This window comes from Stenotrophomonas sp. YJH_SMC_82 (genome assembly GCF_059368875.1).
In genome coordinates this window covers 309,359-326,779 of sequence record NZ_JCAFSE010000003.1, presented here as the reverse complement: position 1 = coordinate 326,779, position 17,421 = coordinate 309,359, and the positions used below count along the sequence as shown (strand labels likewise).

Genomic DNA, 17,421 nt, shown 5'->3' with positions numbered 1-17,421 from the left:
CATGATGCGGTGCCATTCGTTTCACGAACCGCTGCCACGCGCGACAGCAGGCTGGTCACCCGTGAACAGTGCCGGAGAAGCCCATGGCGGTGCGTCCGCTGCGCGCCATCTACCAGATCGACCCCTACCTGTTCCGCGACAGCGACGGCCGCGGCTGGGGCACGCTGGATGGCATCACGGAAAAGCTGGACTACCTGCAGTGGCTTGGCATCAGCCATGTCTGGCTGCTGCCGTTCTACTGCAACGCCGGCCGCGATGGTGGCTACGATGTCAACGATCACTACCGTATCGATCCGCGCCTGGGCGACCAGGCCGCGTTCCAGCGCCTGGTCGATGCCGCCGACGCACGTGGCATCGGCATCATCGTCGAACTGGTGATGCAGCACACCGCCAGCGCGCACCCGTGGTTCGTCGCCGCGCAGCAGGGTGACCCGGCCTGGCGCCGCTGGTACCTGTGGAGCGACCACATGCCTGACGACGGCCTGCAGCCGATGTTCCCGCCGATCGAGGCCTCTGTCTGGACATGGGATGCCGAGGCCGGCGCGTTCAACCGGCACATGTTCTACCGGCACGAGCCGGACCTCGACCTGGCCCATGCGCCGGTACGCGAGGAACTGCTGCAGGTAATGACGTTCTGGCTGCAGCGCGGCGTGGCCGGCTTCCGCGTCGACGCGGTCCCGTACATGGTCGAGCGCGCCCGCCACGCGGACCCGCGCGACGACGGGCTGTGGCTGCTGGAGGCGATGCGCGCCACGGCAGACGCGCAGCAACCAGGGCTGCCGTTGATCGGCGAAGCGGATGTCCGCGCGTCCCGCTACGGTGACTTCCTGTGCCACGGGCGGCGGCTTTCGCACCTGCTGGATTTCCACCTCAACAATCACTTCTTCCTGGCACTGGCACGCGGCGATGCCAGCGAAGTGGCCCGGGTCATGGCCGAGTACGGCCCGCACGCGCCGCCGGACACACGCATTGCCTGGCTGCGCAACAATGATGAACTGGACCTGGAGCAGCTGGAGCCGGATGAGCGCGAAGCGGTGATGGAACGTTTCGCTCCTGAGCGTGGCATGCGCATCTATGGCCGTGGCGTCCGCCGCCGGCTGGCACCGATGCTGGACGGCGACATCGCATGGCAGGCAATGGCCTGGGCGGCGCTGCTGTCGCTGGGCCAGGTGCCGGTGATCCGCTATGGCGAAGAGATCGGCCTCGGTGATTGCCTGGAGCTGCCCGAACGCAATGCTGTGCGCATGCCGATGCACTGGCATGACGGCCCAGGGGCTGGGTTCACCGACCAATCGCGGCATGCCTGGCGCGCGCCACCGGCGGACGGCCCCTACGGTTACCGCACGGTGAATGTCGAGGCGCAACGCGCGATGCCGGACTCACTGCTGCTGCGGGTGCGCGAGCTGCTGCAGCAACGCAATGCCCATCCCGTGCTGCAGCAGGGGCCACACACGCTCGACCCACCCTCACCCGCGCTGCTGATGCTCCGCTTCGGTGAGGCACCCCATCAGGCACTGGCACTGATCAACTTCGGCGACAACCCGGTTGAGGTGGACGTACCCCTGCACGGCCCGCTGCACACGCTGGTGGGCCACGGCGCCAAACTGCAGGGTCGTCGCTGCTACCTGCAGGGCCATGGCTATACGTGGCTGGCTGCCGAGGGTGCCTGAGTGCGCAGCGCAGGCAGTACGTGTTCGGCGAAGTCGTCGATGAAGCGTTCCTGCTCGCGGTTCACGTTGTGCAGGTAGATGCGATCGAACCCCAGGGACTGCAGCTCCTGCAGCCAGGCCCGATGCTGGCCCAGGTCTGCCGAGACATGCACGTGCTCGCGCACCACCTCGGCGCTGACCGATCGGGCCTGTGCTTCGAACTGTTCGGGCTGGTCCAGGCCTTCGGCCAGTTCCGGCGGCAGCACGTTGGCGCTCCACTGCTCCATCGCGCCTTCCAGCGCCGCCTGTTCGGCGCGCGCGTAGGAGAGCTTGGCCTGCAGGTACATCGGCTTGCCCCTGCCGCCGCCGTCCTCGAACGCCGCCACCACACGCCGCAACTGCGCCAGTGGCTGGCTGATGGTGATCAGGCCATCGTCCCAGCCCCCCATCCAGCGTGCGGTTTCCTCGGTGACGGCCGCCCCCAGCAGCGGCAGGGGAAGCGCCGGGCGACTGTAGAGCCGTGCCTGGCGCACCCGGAAGCCACCGTCGTGGTCGACCTGCTCGCCGCCCCACAGCCGCCGCATCACCTCGGCCGCATCGCGCAATGCCTTCTGCCGCTCGCGCTTGGCTGGCCACGGCTGGCCGGTGATGCGCTCGTTCAGGGCCTCGCCGGTACCCAGCGCCAGCCAGATCCGGCCCGGCGCCAACTGCTCCAGCGTCGCCGCTGCCTGTGCCACCAATGCCGGGTGCTGGCGCAGCATCGGGCAGGTCACCATGCCCAAGGTCAATGCGCTCTGCACCGCCAGCGCGCCGGCCCATACCCAGCTGTGGCCGGACTGCCCTTGCGCAGTCGTCCACGGGTGGAAATGGTCCGAGCACATCAAAGCCTCGAATCCCGCCTGTTCGGCGCGCAGCGCCAGGCCCAGCAAGGTGGCGGGCGGGAACTGCTCATGCGATGCGTGGTAGCCGATGGTCATCACGGATTCCGTGCGGGGACTGGACACGATGGCAACACCCCTCCAGCTAAAACGGCGTCATGGAAACGAACACCTCCTGCATCGGGCATCGACGCTGGGCTATCGCCGAAGGCTACATTCCAGCCTGGAGCAACGGCCCGTCGCCGGAGATGCAGAGTCACGAAACCTGCTGCGTCCTCAATGCGGGCAACGAGGACGCGCATGTCACGCTGACCCTCTACTTCGAGGACCGCGATCCTGTCGGTCCCTACCGGATCACCGTGCCAGCACGACGCACCTGCCACCTGCGCTTCAACGACCTGCAGGATCCGGCGCAGGTACCACGCGGCACCGGCTTCGCCACCCTCATCGAATCCGACCAGCCGATCATCGTGCAGCACACGCGGCTGGATTCACGGCAGCCGGCCAACAGCATCATGACCACGATCGCCCATCCGTTGTGAAGCACCGTGCGCAGTCGTCCACGCTGCCACGACACCGCGCCCTCCGGCCTTTTACCCGCGCCGAGCGAGACTGCCGCCAGGTTCCCTTTCGGAGAGTGACGATGGCCCTGCCCGACTACCCACGTCCGCCCTTCCCGGCGCAGCAGCAATCCTTCCCCGGCAAGACCGCGCAGATGCAGCCCCGGCCGGACCACGGCGAGGACAGCTACCGCGGCCATGGCCTGCTGCAGGGCAAGAAGGCACTGATCACCGGCGGTGACAGCGGCATCGGCGCAGCGGTGGCCATCGCTTTCGCGCGCGAGGGTGCCGACGTCGCCATCGCCTTTCTTGATGGCGAGCAGGACGACGCCCGCCATGTGCAGCAGCAGATCGAACAGGCCGGGCGCAAGGCCGTGCTGGTACCGTGTGACATCAGCGACCCGGCGCAGGCGCGCTCGCTGGTCGACCGCGTGGCCAGCGAGCTGGACGGTCTCGACATCCTGGTCAACAACGCGGCCTACCAGCGCTACTACGAGCACTTCGACGACATCACCCTGGATGACTGGAAGCGGACGTTCGATACCAATGTCCATGCCGTGTTCAATCTGACGCGGTTGTGCGTGCCACACCTGCGCGGTGGCGGCGCGATCATCAACACCGCATCGGTCAATTCCAAGCGACCGACCCCGAACATCCTTCCGTACTCTGCGACCAAGGGCGCCGTCGCCAACCTGACGCTGGGGCTGGCGGGCCTGCTGGCCGAGCACCAGATACGCGTCAACGCCGTGCTGCCCGGCCCGATCTGGACACCGTTCATTCCGGCAGGCATGGCCTCCGAAGAGGTCGAGCAATTCGGCTCGCAGACGCCGTTCGGCCGCCCCGGGCAGCCCGCGGAACTGGCCTCGGCCTACGTGATGCTGGCTTCGGACAGCGCCAGTTATACCTCCGGTGCCTTGCTGACCATCTCCGGCGGCGCGGCAACGCTGTGACCGCCCATGGCCGGACTGCCTGCCTGGATCGCGGATTGGCTGCTGGTGGTGGTACCGGTGGCCGAGGTGCTGGTCATTCTCGGGGTGGCCTGGCTGATGGTGCGTGCACTGGCGTGGCTGCTCGTGCAGGCCCGGCAGCGCGGCAGGCTGGCTCCAGAGCTTCATGTGGGCCTGCGCCGCGGCGGTGCATTGCTGCTGTATCTGGCGGCCACGCTGCTGATACTGGAGCGGCTGGGCGTTTCGCGCTCGGTGCTGTGGACCGCGCTGACCGGGTTCATGGCGGTCGGTGCGGTGGCGTTCTTTGCCGCGTGGAGCGTGTTGTCCAACCTGTTCTGTTCGTTCCTGATCGTGGCTACGCGCCCGTTCCGCATCAACGACACGATCGAAGTGCTGGAAAGCGTGGACAAGCCGGGCCTGTGCGGCCAGGTGGTGGACATCAACCTGATCTACACCACGCTGAGTGACCGTGGCGAAGGCGCGCGCGGTTGCCTGCTGCGCGTGCCGAACTCGTTGTTCTTCCAGCGCATCACCCGGCACTGGGGTGACAGCGGCTATTCGCAGCTGCCGGGCAGCCTGCCGATAAAGGGCAAGGTGCGCTGAGTCGCTGTAGAGCCGAGCCCATGCTCGGCTCGCTGCGCGCAGCGCAGGGTGCGTCGCGGCCGAACGGAGCGCAGCCGAGCGTGGGCTCGGCTCAAGGTGCCACAGCGGGCGACCCTACTCCGCTGCCAACGCCTGGATCGGGTCCAGCCGTGCGGCGTTGCGTGCCGGGAAGTAGCCGAAACCGAGCCCGATCGCAGACGAACATGCCAGCGCGGCGAGCACCGGCCCTGGCGTGAACAGGAAGGGCACCCCCAGCGACAGCAGGCTGGACAGCGCACCCACGGCGAAGGCCAGCAGTACGCCCAGCACGCCACCGGACAGGCAGATCAGCACCGCCTCGATCAGGAACTGGCGCAGGATGTCGCCCTGCCTCGCCCCCACCGCCAGCCGCACGCCGATCTCGCGCACGCGCTCCTTCACCGACACCAGCATGATGTTCATCACGCCCACGCCGCCAACCACCAGCGCCACCGCCGCGATCGCTGAAACCAGCGCCGCCATGGTCTGGCTGGATTTCATCACCGCCTTGCGGATCTGGTCCGAGTTGTAGATGAAGAAATCGCGACGACCATGCAGGCGCTCCAGCTCGGCGCCCAGCGAGGCCTCGGCGGCATTGGTGGGTACGTTGTCGCGTACGCGCACGGTGATGCTCTCCAGGCGCTGGCTGCCCAGCAGCCGGGAGGCAGCCGACGTATAGGGAACGTAGACGGTTGGCGTGGCCCCACCGGCGAATGCATTGGCACCCACCACGCCGATCACCTCGACCGGCATGCCGCCCAGCAGCACCGTGCTGCCGATAGGGTTGCCAGCGAACAGTGCCTTCGCTGCCTTCTGGTCGACCACGCCCACTGCCCGATGCGCCTCCACCTCGGCATCGGTGAAGAACCGGCCGGCCCTCAGGCGCAGCCCGCGCACGCGCGGCAGATCCGCACCGGCGCCCAGTACCTGCGTATTGGCTCGTCGGCCGCCCTGCAGTGCTGCTACCGAACCGCTGAGGTTGGGGCTGACACTGTCCACGTAACTCAGGGCGGCCAGGTGATCGGCATCGCCTACCACCAGCGTCTCGATCTCCGCCGAGCGCGGGTCACCGAAATCGGCGCCCGGGAAGATCTCCAGCGTGCTGGCGCCCAGCGCGTTTATCTGCGCCTCGACCTGCGCCTGCGCGCCTTTGCCCAGCGCAACCACGGTCACCACCGCGGCCACGCCGATGATGATGCCGAGCATGGTCAGCAGGGTGCGCAGGCGATGGGCCAGCATCGAACGCACCGCCATGCGCGTCGCCTCGCGCACGGCATCGATGCGGGCGCGCCGCTCGGTAGCCGCCGTGGATGTGCGCGCCGGTGCGTCCGAACGCTGCCGCACCGAAGGGCCTCGCTCCTGGCGATCCGCCACCACACGCCCATCGGCGATCTCGATCACCCGTGACGCGTGGGCAGCAATCGCCGCATCATGGGTGACCAGGATCACGGTATGGCCCTGCGCATGCAGGCGCTCGAGCTCGGCCATCACCTGCCTGCCACTGGCATGATCCAGCGCGCCGGTCGGCTCATCGGCCAGCACGATCGCGCCGCCGTTCATCAGCGAGCGTGCGATGGAGACGCGCTGCTGCTGGCCGCCGGACAACTGGCTGGGCCGGTTCGCGGTCCGCTCGCCCAGGCCGAGCGTTTCCAGCAGCAGGCGGGCACGCGTGGTGCGCGCATCGGCCTCCACCCCGGCATAGACGGCGGGCAAGGCCACGTTCTCGGTGGCACTGAGGTTCTCCATCAGGTTGTAGCGCTGGAAGATGAAGCCGAAGTGCTCGCGGCGCAGGCGCGCCAGCTGGTCAGGCGACATCTGCTCGGTCGCAGCCCCCTCCACGCGGTAGCTGCCTTCGGTCGGCCGATCCAGGCAGCCCAGGATGTTCATCAGCGTGGACTTGCCCGAACCCGAGGGGCCGATGATGGCGATGAACTCGCCGGCATCGATGCGCAACGAGACCTCCTTCAGCACCACCACCTCGCCGGCGGCCGAGCGATAGGCGCGCGATACGCCCTTCAATTCCAGCAGTGCGTCGGCCATGCTCACATCCCCAGCAGGCTGGTGGGTTCGGCATCGCCACCGCTGGGCGCCTGGCCGACCACCACGTTCTCGCCCGCTTCCAGGCCAGAGATGATCTGCACGGCGGTGGCGGTGCGCAGGCCGGTAGTCACAGCGCGCTCGTGGGCGCGGCCTTTCGCATCGACTACCCGCACGGTTGCGCCGTTGCCGTTCTTGTCGTCGGACTCGCTCAGGGCGGTCAGCGGCACCTGCAGTGCATTGGCCACGCGTGCCAGCTGGATCGTCACTTTCACCGTCATCGAAGGCTTCAGCATCAAGCCCGGATTGGCCACGTCGAACAGCCCCGCGTAGTACACCGCTTTCGGCGTCTGCGCCGATCCGCCGCTGTTGCCGCTGGACGCGTCGGCAATCGACGACGGCGCTGGCTCAAGCTGCTGCAGGTGCGATTCATAGCGGCGCCCGCTCGGTCCCAGCGTCGAGAACCACAACGGTTGGCCGGGTGCGATCAGTTCCACGTCAGCCTCGGCGATCTCGGCGCGCACCGTCATCGTGTCCATCTGTGCCAGCATCACGATGGTCGGCGTGGTCTGCATCGAGTTCAGCGTCTGCCCCGCCTTGGTGACGATGGCCACGATGTAGCCCTCGGACGGCGACACGATACGCGTGTAGCCCAGGTTGATGCGGGCGGTTTCCACCTGGGTCACCGCCTGGTCGATCTGCGCCTGCAACGCAGCGGCATCCGCGCGCGCCGCATCGCGCGCCACACGTGCCGCTTCGAAGCCTTCCTGCGAGACCAGCCGCGACGCCACCAGCTGCGATTGGCGATCGTACGTGCGAAGGGCCTGGCGGTAGCGCGCCTGGCTGGCCGCATGTTGCGCACGCAGCGCGTTGGCGGCGGCTTCGGCACTGCGCAGGGCAATGCGCTGCGGTTGTGAATCCACTTCGGCAATCAGGTCGCCGGCCTGCACGTGCTGGCCCAGCACCACATGCAGGCGCGTGACCTGCCCGGAGACCTGCGCGCCCACGGCCACCAGTTCTTTCGGATTGACCCGGCCGACCGCCTGCACGGTCTTTTCCAGACCGGCGACCCTTGCCGGTGCGGTGATCAACGCGGCATCCTCGCCATCGGCAAACGCCCACCAGCAACCGCCGCCGGCAAGAACGGCCAGCGTTGCGGCAATGATCCAGGTCCTGCGGTTGTTCATCGAAACTTCCGGGGGTGCGTGCAGTCGCCCGGTGCGACCGCCAGGGCCGCAGTCTGGAAGCCCCAGGTGGATGTTTCTTGGAGCCGCTGTGGAGATTGGATGGAGACGCGACCGCCGTTCAGGGACCGCGTCGGCCGCTGAATCCATGGCGCGGCTCCACGCAATCTCGACACAATCTCGACCAAGTCTCCATCAACGGTCGCTAGCCTCGGCGGCCTCGCCGACTGCCAGCCTGCCGTGCCCCTTTCCTACCCGGACCTGCCACCCATCGATGTGCGCCGTGCCTACCTGGCGTGGTGTGCGCCTTCGCCGTGGCTGATCGCACTGGTGCTGGCATCGACCAGCACATGGATGTGGGTCGCACCGTATCCGCTACTGCCGTTGCTGGCCGGCTTCGGGGCCGCCGCCCTGCTGGGGTTCCGCAGTGACGGGCCCGGACGCACCCGCCGCTCCGGGTCGCTCGCATCGCTGGCCTTGATCGGCCTGGCGTTCTGGTCGGCAACACCTCCGGCCGCCAACGTCAACCTGCATCTGCTGCTTGCGCCCGCCACCGCCGTGGTCGCCGCCCTGCTGGCAGTGCGCCTGCGCGCCATCGTGGGCATGGCCTCGCGGCTGCAGGCCCGGGTGAACGCCACCCCCATGGCCTCGCGCTGGAACGCGCTGCCTGCCGCGGTGTCTACCCTGACGCTGCAGCAGCTGCGCGGCGCGGGTTCGGTGGACCCCAGCCTGCAGCGCTCGCTGGTGCTGGCCACGCTGGCCTGGGCGGCCAACGAAGAGGCGCAGGCCAGGGAACGCCGACGATGACCCTGCCCCTGATCCGGCCCCTGCCCGCCCTGGCCTCGAACCCGCCGTACGCCATGAAATACGAACCCCGTAACCGACAGCCCCCCTTGGTGCTGATTGCCGAAGATGAGAGCGAGATCGCCGACATCCTCGGTGCCTACCTGGCCCGTTCGGGCCTGCGCAGCGCACGCGCCGCCGACGGCGAGGCGGCGCTTGCCAGCCACCGCCAGCTGCGCCCGGACCTGGTACTGCTGGATGTGCAGATGCCCAAGCTGGATGGCTGGCAGGTGCTGAGCGAACTGCGGCGTCGCGGCAACACGCCGGTGATCATGCTCACCGCGCTCGACCAGGACGTGGACAAGCTGACCGGCCTGCGTGTGGGCGCTGACGACTACGTGGCCAAACCATTCAATCCCGCTGAGATCGTTGCACGCATCCAGGCCGTGCTGCGCCGCAGTGCCCGCAGCGTGGCCGAAGAACCCACCGGGCTGATCCGCCAGGGCCCGTTCGAGATCGACCTGCGCAGCCACGAAGTGACGGTCCGCAACGGCGAGCAGGCGCACGCACTGAACTTCACCCTCACCGAATTCCGGCTGCTGGTGCACATGGCGCGCGCGCCGCGCCAGGTGCATGCGCGGGTGGACCTGCTGCACGCCTGCCTGCCCGAGGGCGATGCGCAGGAGCGCACCGTCGACAGCCATGTCAGCAAGCTGCGGCGCAAGCTCGAGGATGTCGGCGTGATCGGCATTCCCGCCACCATCCGTGGCGTCGGCTACCGCTTCCTGGACTGAATGATGACTGCGAAAGGCAAGAGCATCGGCCGCCAGATCAGCCTGTCGATCACCGTGGCCTCGCTGTGTTCGACGGTGCTGTCGATCAGCGGCTTCTACCTGTTCTACTACCTGCTGGAGGTGTTCTATCCGCGCTGGTATGACGAGCCGAAGTCCATGATGCCCTCCGGGCTGGAGTGGCTGTGGATCGGCCTGACCGCCACCGTGGTGGTGGCGTTGGCCACCCTGATCGCGTCTCGCCTGACCCGGCGCATCATCACCCCGTTGAATTCGGTGGCCGCAAGCCTGCGTCGCGTGGCCAGCGGTGACCTGGAGGCGCGCGCGCGCGGCGGCGACACCTCGATGGCCGAGGCCGCCACGCTGGTCAACGACTTCAATTCCATGGCCGAGCGGCTCAGCCGGATGTCCGAGAACCGCGTGTTCTGGAACGCGGCCATCGCACACGAACTGCGCACGCCGATGACCATCCTGCGTGGCCGCCTGCAAGGCATCGCCGAAGGTGTATTCGAGCCGGGCCCCGAGCAGTTCAACAGCATGCTCACCCAGCTGGAGGGACTGACCCGCATCATCGAGGACCTGCGCGTGGTCAGCCTGGCCGAGAGTGGCCACCTGGATCTGCGCCTCCAACGCAGCGACGTCAGCGTGCAGGTGGCGGCGGTGGTGGAGGCGATGTCCGAGGCGCTGACCGAAAGCGGCTTCTCGGTGAGCCTGGACGCGCGGCCGTCGCTGGCGGACTGCGATCCGGCCCGCATCCGCCAGGCGGTGCTGGCATTGCTGGAGAACGCCCGTCGCCATGCCATCCCCTGCCCGCTGCGGGTGCGCGTCACCCTCGCTGAGGGGCACTGCGCGGTGGCCGTGGAAGATGGTGGCCCCGGCGTGCCGGACGACCTGCGCGACAGCATTTTCGAAGCCTTCCAGCGCACCGATGTGTCGCGCTCGCGGCAGAGCGGGGGCTCAGGCCTCGGCCTGGCGGTCGTGCGTGCGATTGCCGTGGCCCATCACGGAACGGCGCAGTGCCGAGCTACCGAGCGTGGCGGCAGTTCGTTCGAGATCCGCTGGCCGGTGCACGTGCGCCGTTGAGGCCGTAGACGCTGCCCTGGTAGCAGCCCACCTTGGTGGGCACCACGCGCGTGGCTGAACGCCGCCGATTTCTCCACGCAATCTCCATCATCCCTCCATGCCCGCTCCAAAGGGCTGCAGATACTGGGCGCGACCCGGCAGATGGCAGGCATCCGTCCCCTGCCCTGTCCCCGAACCCCCCAGGCATCCCATGCAACACCCCCACGATCCAGCGGCCGCCGCCGGCAGCATCGGCCAGCAGAATGCGGCCGCCACGCTCAAGGCCATCCTGCGCACCTACCCCTGGCAGCTCACCGGCACGTTCTCGCTGGTGGCGCTGGAGAACACCCTGCTGCTGGCCTATCCGTTGTTCGCCGGCTTCGCGGTAGACGCGATCATCAGCGGCAACATCGGCCATGCCATCTCCTATGCCGGCGTGGTACTGCTGTTCTGGCTGGTGGGTGCCGCCCGTCGGGCGGTGGATACGCGCACCTTCACCCGCATCTATGCCGATCTGGCAGTGAGCGTGGTGCAGGCGCAGCGCCGGTTGGGCCAGGCGACGTCCACTTCGGCGGCACGCGTGGTGCTGGCCCGCGAGTTCGTCGACTTCTTTGAAAAGCACGTGCCGATCATCGCCACCGCGCTGGCATCGATGTTCGGTGCAGTGGCCATGCTGCTGGCGATCGAGCCGATGGTCGGTGCCGCTGGCCTGGCCACCCTGCTCGGCGCCCTGCTGGTGCTGCCCTCGTTCGCACGCCGCAACGAGCAGTTGCACGGCCGACTGAACAACCGCCTGGAACACGAAATCCGGCTGGTCGACCGGGTCAGCCCCTCGGTGCTGCGCCGCCACTACACCACGCTGTCGCGCCTGCGCATCCTGCTGTCCGACCGCGAAGCCGGCGCCTATGTGGTGATCGGGCTGGCTGCCGCGGCATTGTTCGCGCTGACCATCGGCCGCCTTGCCACCAGTGAAGGCGTTACACCGGGCCACGTCTACGCGGTGATGACCTACCTGTGGACCTTCGTCGGCAGCCTGGACGATGCGCCGTCAATGGTGGATCAGCTTGCGCGGCTGAAGGATATCGGCCGCCGTGTCAGCCCCGGCATGGACGATGCGGACCACAAGGGCGCCGCTTGACCGGTCGCTGCCCACCTTGGTGGGCACCGACGAGAGCAGCGCCAACCAAGGTTGGCGGCTACCGGGCCTGAGCAGTGTTGCTCTGGTAGCTGCCCACCTTGGCGCGCACCGACGGGAGCCAGCGCCAACCAGGGTTGGCGGCTACCAGGCCTGAGCGGTGTTGCTCTGGTAGCTGCCCACCCTGGTGGGCACCGATGGAAGCCAGCGCCAACCAAGGTTGGCGGCTACCGGGCCTGAGCAGCGTTGCTCTGGTAGTTGCCCACCTTGGTGGGCACCGATGGAAGCCAGCGCCAACCACGGTTGGCGGCTACCAAACCTGAGCGGTGCTGCTCTGGTAGCTGCCCACCTTGGTGGGCACCGACGGAAGCCAGCGCCAACCAAGGTTGGCGGCTACCGGGCCTGAGCGGTTTTGCTCTGGTAGCTGCCCACCCTGGTGGGCACCGACGGAAGCCAGCGCCAACCAAGGCTGGCGGCTACCGGGCCTGAGCGGTCTTGCTCTGGTAGCTGCCCACCTTGGTGGGCACCGATGGAAGCCAGCGCCAACCGAGGTTGGCGGCTACCGGGATCGATAGATACCCATGCGCCGCTTGGCGCTACAGGAACTCCGCCATGCGCTGCAGCTCGTCGTCCAGCGCGCCACGAAATACCTTGTCGCGGGCCAGCGACTTGCCGGCATAGCCCACGCTCGACACCAACTCACCCTCGCGCACGCTCAAGTTGGCCCAGCCCACCACCTGCTCATGCCACAACACCGGCAGTGCGTAGTAGCCGTACTGGCGTTTCGGTGCAGGCGTGTAGGCCTCGAACTTGTACACCCAATCCCACAACAGCTCGAAGCGGCGGCGGTCCCACACCACCGGGTCGAACGGCGCCAGCAGGCGCACCTGCTCATCCGGTGCATGGCGGCGCGAGCGCGGATTCTCGTCCGCCGGCCAGTACCAGGTGGTGCCTTCCAGCGTACAGCTGGCCAGTTGCTGCTTGGCCAGCGCCAATGCCTTGCGGGTCTGCTCGGCCAGGTGCGGCGCGCCATAGCCCAGCAGGCGCACCAGATAGGTCAGGCTGGCCGAGGGCAGCGGCGCGTACTTGCGCACCACCAGGTCGATCAGGGCGGCGGCCCGTTCGACCTGCGCCTGTTCGCTGGAATCGGGCTCGGCATGATCGGCCACCGCGTAGATGCGCGTGCCGCTATCGCGCCGTTGCACCCGCAGCAGGCCGCGGTAGTGCATGCCATCCAGCAGATGCGTGCTGGCGTTGCTGGTGCCGCCCCAGTAGTTGGTCACCCGCCCATGCGCGAATGCCTGGTCGACCTCGCGCGGGTGCACGCTGCCACGCTCGCGCACAAAGGCCAGCACGTTGGCCGCACGGCGATGGGTCTCGGCATCCCACGCGCGCTTGGAAACCCGTGGGTGCATCAGCGCCAGATGCTCGCGCGGCAGGAAGCCGTAGTTCACCAGGCAATCCTCTTCCACCGGCAGACGCGTGTAGCGGCGCTCAAGATCGCCCGCGCGGTAGTCCTTCACCCGGTGGCGCAGGGTCAGGTCCTGCGCGCGTGCCGGTGCGCGGATCGGGTCGGCCTGCACGAAGCCCAACCGCCGGATCGCGGTCAGCAGCGTGGTCGGCTTGAACAAGGTGCGCGCCACCGCGTAGCGGCGAAGGTCATCGAGAGTGGGCGTGGCAGGCATGGCCGCATTGTATTCTCGACACTACGCGATCCGTCCAGTAGAGCCAGGCCACGCCTGGCTGGCGTCATGGTGAACGGCCGCGATCATCCACGCATGGCGTGCATCTACCGAAGCCGCGATACCTCCAGCGAACCGATCACCAGTGCCCGCATGCCCTGCTTGAACTCGGTGATCACCTGCCCTTCTTCGTCATCCGCAATCGCGTAGATGGTGTCGGCGCCGGCGATGCAGTAGAACGCGATCGTGGCCAGCAGCCAGCGCGCCTTGTCCACCGGCAGGCCGAACACCTCGGCCACGTGCGCCTGGTGCGAGGCGATCTTTTCCAGCATCGGCGCGGTCGCCACCGTGCGCCGCAGCAGGTAGGGCGGTAGCCCGGGATGCGCCTTCACCACTTCGCACAGCGACTCCACGAACCCCATCAGATAGGCCTCCAGCCCACCCGGTGCGTCGACCGACGCGCGCGGAATCTGCCAGCGCTGGAACACCGCCTCCGCCACCAGGCGCTTCAACGCCTCCAGGTTGGCCACGCGCTTGTACAGCGCTGCCTGGGTCACCGCCAGTTCGGCGGCCACGTTGGCCATGGTCAGGTTGGGCAGGCCCAGGCGGATGCCGATGTCGGCCAGACGCTCCGGGGTGATGGTGGGCGGGCGGCCACGGGTCGGCGCCGTTGGATCGGGGTGCGTGCTCATACGGTGCCTGCTCTTACGGTGCGCGTCCATACCCTGCTGAGGGTGCCAGCAAAGGGACCCTCTTGTCCGCTTCGACTGATTTAGTTTACTTTACTCAACTAATTCGGAATGCGTCCGCCGCGCACCCGTAACCGAGCCCATGGCTCACCTCCCGCCAGGTCCCCACCCAGCCAACAACCCTGCGCTGCGCCCTTTCCCCGTGCTTGCCGTCGGCAGCGCGCCAGGCGCGCTCGCGCCTGCGATTCACAGGACTCTGGCATGACCGTTTTCAACTTCACTTCTGCACAGCATCGCGCTGCCGCCGCATCCTCCGGCCTGATGTATTCGCCGGGCATGGTCCGGCGCTACCGGGTGTCCGCCCTCGCGCTGGGGCTGCTGGCCTCGTTCGCCGCGCTGGCCGACGCCGCGCCGTCCACCCTTCCGTCGGTACAGGTGCAGGAACAACGCCGGGTCACTGCAGACTATGCGGGCGGGCAAGTGGCTGCCGGCAGCCGCGTCGGCCTGCTCGGCGACAAGGATTTCATGGACACGCCGTTCAATACGGTCAGCTACACCGAGTCCTTCATCCGCGATCGCCAGGCCAAGGACCTGACCGACGTCATTGCCGCCACCGACCCCACGGTGTTCAGCAACGGCGTCACCGGTGCCTGGAGTGAGAACTACGCGATCCGCGGCTTTGCCTCCAACACCAGCGACACCACCTTCAATGGCCTCAGCGGCATGGCGCCCTACTACCGCACCTCGCCGGAAATGTTCGAGCGCATCGAGGTGCTGAAGGGACCGTCTGCGCTGCTCAACGGCATGCCGCCGGGCGGCTCGGTCGGTGGCAGCGTCAACCTGGTGCCCAAGCGCGCAAGCGAGCAACCGCTGCTGCGGGTCAGTGCCAACTTCGCCTCCGATGCGCAGTTCGGCACTCACGTGGATATGGGCCGTCGCCTCGGCGCCGACAGGCAGTTCGGCATCCGCTTCAACGGTGCCTACCGTGATGGTGACGGCGCCGTCGGCAAGCAGCGCAAGAAGGTACAGCTCGGTTCGCTGGCACTGGACTGGCGCGGCGAACGTATGCGGCTGTCGGCCGATCTGTACAGCGCCGACGACCGCGTTGACGGCCCGGCACGTGGCGTCGGCCTGGCACCGGGCGTGGCCATTCCGCGCCCGCCACGCGGCGGTACGCTGATCAACCCGGATTGGGCCTACGTGGACAGCCAGGACAAGGGCGCGATGGTGCGCGGAGAACTGGATGTCAACGATAGCCTGATGGCCTACCTCGCGTACGGCACCAGCAGGACCGACTACCGCTACAACGGTTCGATCAGCGCGCAGATCCTCAATCCAGCCGGCAACTTCACCACGGTGATCGGCCAGCTCGCCTTCGACATCAGGAAGCAGTCCGCAGATGCCGGCCTGCGCGGTTCCTTCCACACCGGCAACGTCGGCCACCAGTGGGCCGCCAACGTGACCCACTACCAGCACACCCAGAACGACTACGGCCGGCGCAGCGTACCCGGCTGGGACTGGACCACCAATCTGTACAACCCAGTGTGGGGCCCGGCGGCGCCGTTCGTGGCACCGCACATCTCGCATACCGAGCTGACGCTGGACAGCCTCGGCTTCGCCGACACCCTCGCCTTCGCCGATGACCGCGTGCAGCTGACGCTGGGCGTGCGCCGCCAGCAGGTGGTCAGCGAGACCTTCAACGTGTCCACGGGTGCACGCACCTCGCGCTACGACGAGAGCGCCACCACGCCGGCAGCGGCCCTGCTGGTGAAAGCCACCGACGCGATCTCCCTCTACACCAACTACATCGAAGGCCTCAGCCAGGGCGCCACCGCGCCGATGACCGCCGCCAATGCCGGCGATGTGTTCGCACCGTTCCGCACCAGGCAGAAGGAGCTGGGCCTGAAGCTGGACCTGGGCAGCTTCGCGCACACCTTCAGCGTGTACGAGATCAAGCGACCGAACAGCTACACCGACCCGGTCACGAATATCTTCTCGTTTGGCGGCGAGCAACGTAACCGGGGCGTGGAATGGGGCTTCTTCGGCGCACCAATGGACGGCGTGCGCCTGCTCGGTGGAGCGGCCTATGTGCAGCCGAAGCTGACCCGCACGGCCGGTGGCGTGAATGAAGGACGCATCGCCACCGCCGTGGCGCAGCGGCAGGCCAAGCTGGGCGTGGAATGGGATGTGCCGACCTTGCAGGGCCTGACCCTGACAGGCAATGCCACGGCGATGTCGAGGCAGTACATCAGTGCCGACAATAGCCTGTCGGTGCCGGGGCGTACGTTGTTCGACGTGGGGGCGCGCTACAGCACCACCGTGGCGGGTCGACCGTTTGCGCTGCGGGCCAGCGTGAACAACGTGACCAACAAGGCGTACTGGGGCATGCCGTTGTTGTCGAGCCTGGCGCTGGGTGCACCGAGGACGGTGCTGGTGTCGGCAACGATGGATTTCTAAGCTGGCGTGGAACCCCTGTAGAGCCGAGCCATGCTCGGCTCCGTTTCGTCCGCTGAGCCGAGCATAGGATCGGCTCTACAGGTCGTCAGGCATTCTGCGAACGGCATCCACGCATGGCGTGGATCTACGTGTCATTCCGGATGCAGGCGATAGATGGCGTGGCTGGTCAACGCCAATGCCGCCAGCTTCAGCCCTTCCATTACGCGATCGCCCACGTACTGTTCCGGGCCGCCATTCTGGCGGGCGCGTTCGGCCGCCAGCAGGATCTCCTGCACGATACGCAGCCCGGCCAGTGCACCGTCGGCGTCGGCCAACGCCAGGCACCGGCCCGGCAGCTGATGGCGCTCGGGCCAGGGCTGGCCGTCGGCAGCCGCGCCCAACCCGATGCGATGCAGCAGGGCCGTCAGGTTGTTGGGATCGGGCGGGATGTCGTGCCCCTCATCGGCATTGGCCGGGGCGCGCTGATGGGGAAACTCCGATGCGTTCATGGCAGGTCTCCGTGCAAGGCATGCGGGACCATCACCCTTAAAAATCAAGGCGGCGGACGGTGCGTGGCTGGAAATCCCGTGAGTCAGTGCTATACCCGGGCGGTGGGCTTGCGCCCACCTCCACGCACCGCCCGCCATGGAACGCGAACGGAATGCCAGCCGACGCCGCGCAAGGCGACGCCGGCTGGCAAGCGTAAACAGCACTTACTCAACGGGGTTTCCAGGCCCCGGCCACCCTTTTTCGGTGGCACCCCATCATGTGCACAACGGGGTGGCAGGCGCCAACAACCCAAGTGCAAAGACAGCAACGTTCACGCAGTGGCCGCATTGTCGCATATCGACAATCGAGCCGAAGATTCAACAACTTGCGCCACGCCAACGGCGGCGTTCCCCACCCGCATCGGCACCACGCGTTCCTTGACCGCATCCGGCTTTCAAGACGCGCGACACGCCAGTTC

Annotated in this window: 15 protein-coding genes; 9 read left to right on the top strand and 6 right to left on the bottom strand. The window is 67.6% G+C overall.

Annotated elements, in window-relative coordinates:
* Positions 1-83 precede the first annotated feature (83 nt).
* Entirely contained in the window at positions 84-1,670 is a 1,587-nt protein-coding gene (locus AC5P53_RS14180; RefSeq protein WP_241886877.1) for an alpha-amylase family protein, read from the top strand.
* Here AC5P53_RS14180 and AC5P53_RS14175 read toward each other — a convergent pair.
* Positions 1,640-2,626: a TIGR03885 family FMN-dependent LLM class oxidoreductase gene (locus tag AC5P53_RS14175; RefSeq protein WP_495227424.1), complete on the bottom strand. Its 987-nt coding sequence runs from the start codon at positions 2,624-2,626 to the stop codon at positions 1,640-1,642. The genes AC5P53_RS14180 and AC5P53_RS14175 overlap by 31 nt on opposite strands.
* 59 nt (positions 2,627-2,685) lie before the next feature.
* On the opposite strand from AC5P53_RS14175, the gene AC5P53_RS14170 reads away from it, so the two are divergent.
* The 3 genes from AC5P53_RS14170 to AC5P53_RS14160 all read left to right on the top strand — a co-directional run bounded on the left by AC5P53_RS14170 (position 2,686) and on the right by AC5P53_RS14160 (position 4,637).
* Positions 2,686-3,069 carry a sensory rhodopsin transducer gene (locus AC5P53_RS14170; protein ID WP_111206933.1) on the top strand — a complete coding sequence of 128 codons (384 nt, stop codon included), beginning with the start codon at positions 2,686-2,688 and terminating at the stop codon, positions 3,067-3,069.
* Positions 3,070-3,170: 101 nt separating this feature from the next.
* Positions 3,171-4,037: a glucose 1-dehydrogenase gene (locus tag AC5P53_RS14165; RefSeq protein WP_032962699.1), complete on the top strand. Its 867-nt coding sequence runs from the start codon at positions 3,171-3,173 to the stop codon at positions 4,035-4,037.
* Positions 4,038-4,043: 6 nt separating this feature from the next.
* Positions 4,044-4,637: a mechanosensitive ion channel domain-containing protein gene (locus AC5P53_RS14160; protein WP_241886878.1), complete on the top strand. Its 594-nt coding sequence runs from the start codon at positions 4,044-4,046 to the stop codon at positions 4,635-4,637.
* A gap of 114 nt (positions 4,638-4,751) precedes the next feature.
* On the opposite strand, the gene AC5P53_RS14155 is transcribed toward AC5P53_RS14160, so the two are convergent.
* Together AC5P53_RS14155 and AC5P53_RS14150 are read right to left on the bottom strand one after the other, a co-directional pair.
* Positions 4,752-6,695, bottom strand: a complete 1,944-nt coding sequence (locus tag AC5P53_RS14155) for a MacB family efflux pump subunit (protein ID WP_126412316.1) — start codon at positions 6,693-6,695, stop codon at positions 4,752-4,754.
* A 2-nt stretch (positions 6,696-6,697) separates the two neighbouring features.
* Complete coding sequence (locus AC5P53_RS14150; RefSeq protein ID WP_241886879.1) at positions 6,698-7,879, bottom strand: efflux RND transporter periplasmic adaptor subunit; 1,182 nt, start codon at positions 7,877-7,879, stop codon at positions 6,698-6,700.
* 237 nt (positions 7,880-8,116) lie between these two features.
* On the opposite strand from AC5P53_RS14150, the gene AC5P53_RS14145 reads away from it, so the two are divergent.
* From AC5P53_RS14145 to AC5P53_RS14130, 4 genes are all read left to right on the top strand, one after another.
* A complete protein-coding gene (locus AC5P53_RS14145) occupies positions 8,117-8,683 on the top strand; it encodes a hypothetical protein (RefSeq protein WP_172601393.1) in 567 nt (188 codons plus the stop codon).
* Positions 8,684-8,736: 53 nt separating this feature from the next.
* Complete coding sequence (locus AC5P53_RS14140; RefSeq protein WP_041864192.1) at positions 8,737-9,453, top strand: response regulator; 717 nt, start codon at positions 8,737-8,739, stop codon at positions 9,451-9,453.
* 3 nt (positions 9,454-9,456) lie between these two features.
* Complete coding sequence (locus AC5P53_RS14135; protein ID WP_049406889.1) at positions 9,457-10,533, top strand: ATP-binding protein; 1,077 nt, start codon at positions 9,457-9,459, stop codon at positions 10,531-10,533.
* Positions 10,534-10,723: 190 nt separating this feature from the next.
* Positions 10,724-11,650, top strand: a complete 927-nt coding sequence (locus AC5P53_RS14130; protein ID WP_169411074.1) for an ABC transporter six-transmembrane domain-containing protein — start codon at positions 10,724-10,726, stop codon at positions 11,648-11,650.
* A 593-nt stretch (positions 11,651-12,243) separates the two neighbouring features.
* Here AC5P53_RS14130 and AC5P53_RS14125 read toward each other — a convergent pair.
* The gene (locus AC5P53_RS14125; protein ID WP_241886880.1) at positions 12,244-13,332 is read right to left on the bottom strand and encodes a DNA glycosylase AlkZ-like family protein; all 1,089 of its coding nucleotides are present in this window, start codon (positions 13,330-13,332) and stop codon (positions 12,244-12,246) included.
* A 104-nt stretch (positions 13,333-13,436) separates the two neighbouring features.
* Positions 13,437-14,021 carry a TetR/AcrR family transcriptional regulator gene (locus AC5P53_RS14120; RefSeq protein WP_014647283.1) on the bottom strand — a complete coding sequence of 195 codons (585 nt, stop codon included), beginning with the start codon at positions 14,019-14,021 and terminating at the stop codon, positions 13,437-13,439.
* Positions 14,022-14,279: 258 nt separating this feature from the next.
* On the opposite strand from AC5P53_RS14120, the gene AC5P53_RS14115 reads away from it, so the two are divergent.
* Positions 14,280-16,475 (top strand): TonB-dependent siderophore receptor, encoded by a 2,196-nt coding sequence (locus AC5P53_RS14115; protein WP_241886881.1) that lies wholly within the window; start codon positions 14,280-14,282, stop codon positions 16,473-16,475.
* Between the two features lie 131 nt (positions 16,476-16,606).
* Here AC5P53_RS14115 and AC5P53_RS14110 read toward each other — a convergent pair whose 3' ends face one another.
* Positions 16,607-16,963 (bottom strand): hypothetical protein, encoded by a 357-nt coding sequence (locus AC5P53_RS14110; RefSeq protein ID WP_032962681.1) that lies wholly within the window; start codon positions 16,961-16,963, stop codon positions 16,607-16,609.
* Positions 16,964-17,421: the final 458 nt, after the last annotated feature.

Bases quoted from the DNA above. Each gene is read 5' to 3' on its own strand.
- AC5P53_RS14180 (WP_241886877.1), top strand. From the start codon at position 84: ATGGCGGTGCGTCCGCTGCGCGCCATCTACCAGATCGACCCCTACCTG.
- AC5P53_RS14175 (WP_495227424.1), bottom strand. From the start codon at position 2,626: ATGACCATCGGCTACCACGCATCGCATGAGCAGTTCCCGCCCGCCACC.
- AC5P53_RS14170 (WP_111206933.1), top strand. From the start codon at position 2,686: ATGGAAACGAACACCTCCTGCATCGGGCATCGACGCTGGGCTATCGCC.
- AC5P53_RS14165 (WP_032962699.1), top strand. From the start codon at position 3,171: ATGGCCCTGCCCGACTACCCACGTCCGCCCTTCCCGGCGCAGCAGCAA.
- AC5P53_RS14160 (WP_241886878.1), top strand. From the start codon at position 4,044: ATGGCCGGACTGCCTGCCTGGATCGCGGATTGGCTGCTGGTGGTGGTA.
- AC5P53_RS14155 (WP_126412316.1), bottom strand. From the start codon at position 6,695: ATGGCCGACGCACTGCTGGAATTGAAGGGCGTATCGCGCGCCTATCGC.
- AC5P53_RS14150 (WP_241886879.1), bottom strand. From the start codon at position 7,879: ATGAACAACCGCAGGACCTGGATCATTGCCGCAACGCTGGCCGTTCTT.
- AC5P53_RS14140 (WP_041864192.1), top strand. From the start codon at position 8,737: ATGAAATACGAACCCCGTAACCGACAGCCCCCCTTGGTGCTGATTGCC.
- AC5P53_RS14135 (WP_049406889.1), top strand. From the start codon at position 9,457: ATGACTGCGAAAGGCAAGAGCATCGGCCGCCAGATCAGCCTGTCGATC.
- AC5P53_RS14130 (WP_169411074.1), top strand. From the start codon at position 10,724: ATGCAACACCCCCACGATCCAGCGGCCGCCGCCGGCAGCATCGGCCAG.
- AC5P53_RS14125 (WP_241886880.1), bottom strand. From the start codon at position 13,332: ATGCCTGCCACGCCCACTCTCGATGACCTTCGCCGCTACGCGGTGGCG.
- AC5P53_RS14120 (WP_014647283.1), bottom strand. From the start codon at position 14,021: ATGAGCACGCACCCCGATCCAACGGCGCCGACCCGTGGCCGCCCGCCC.
- AC5P53_RS14115 (WP_241886881.1), top strand. From the start codon at position 14,280: ATGACCGTTTTCAACTTCACTTCTGCACAGCATCGCGCTGCCGCCGCA.
- AC5P53_RS14110 (WP_032962681.1), bottom strand. From the start codon at position 16,963: ATGAACGCATCGGAGTTTCCCCATCAGCGCGCCCCGGCCAATGCCGAT.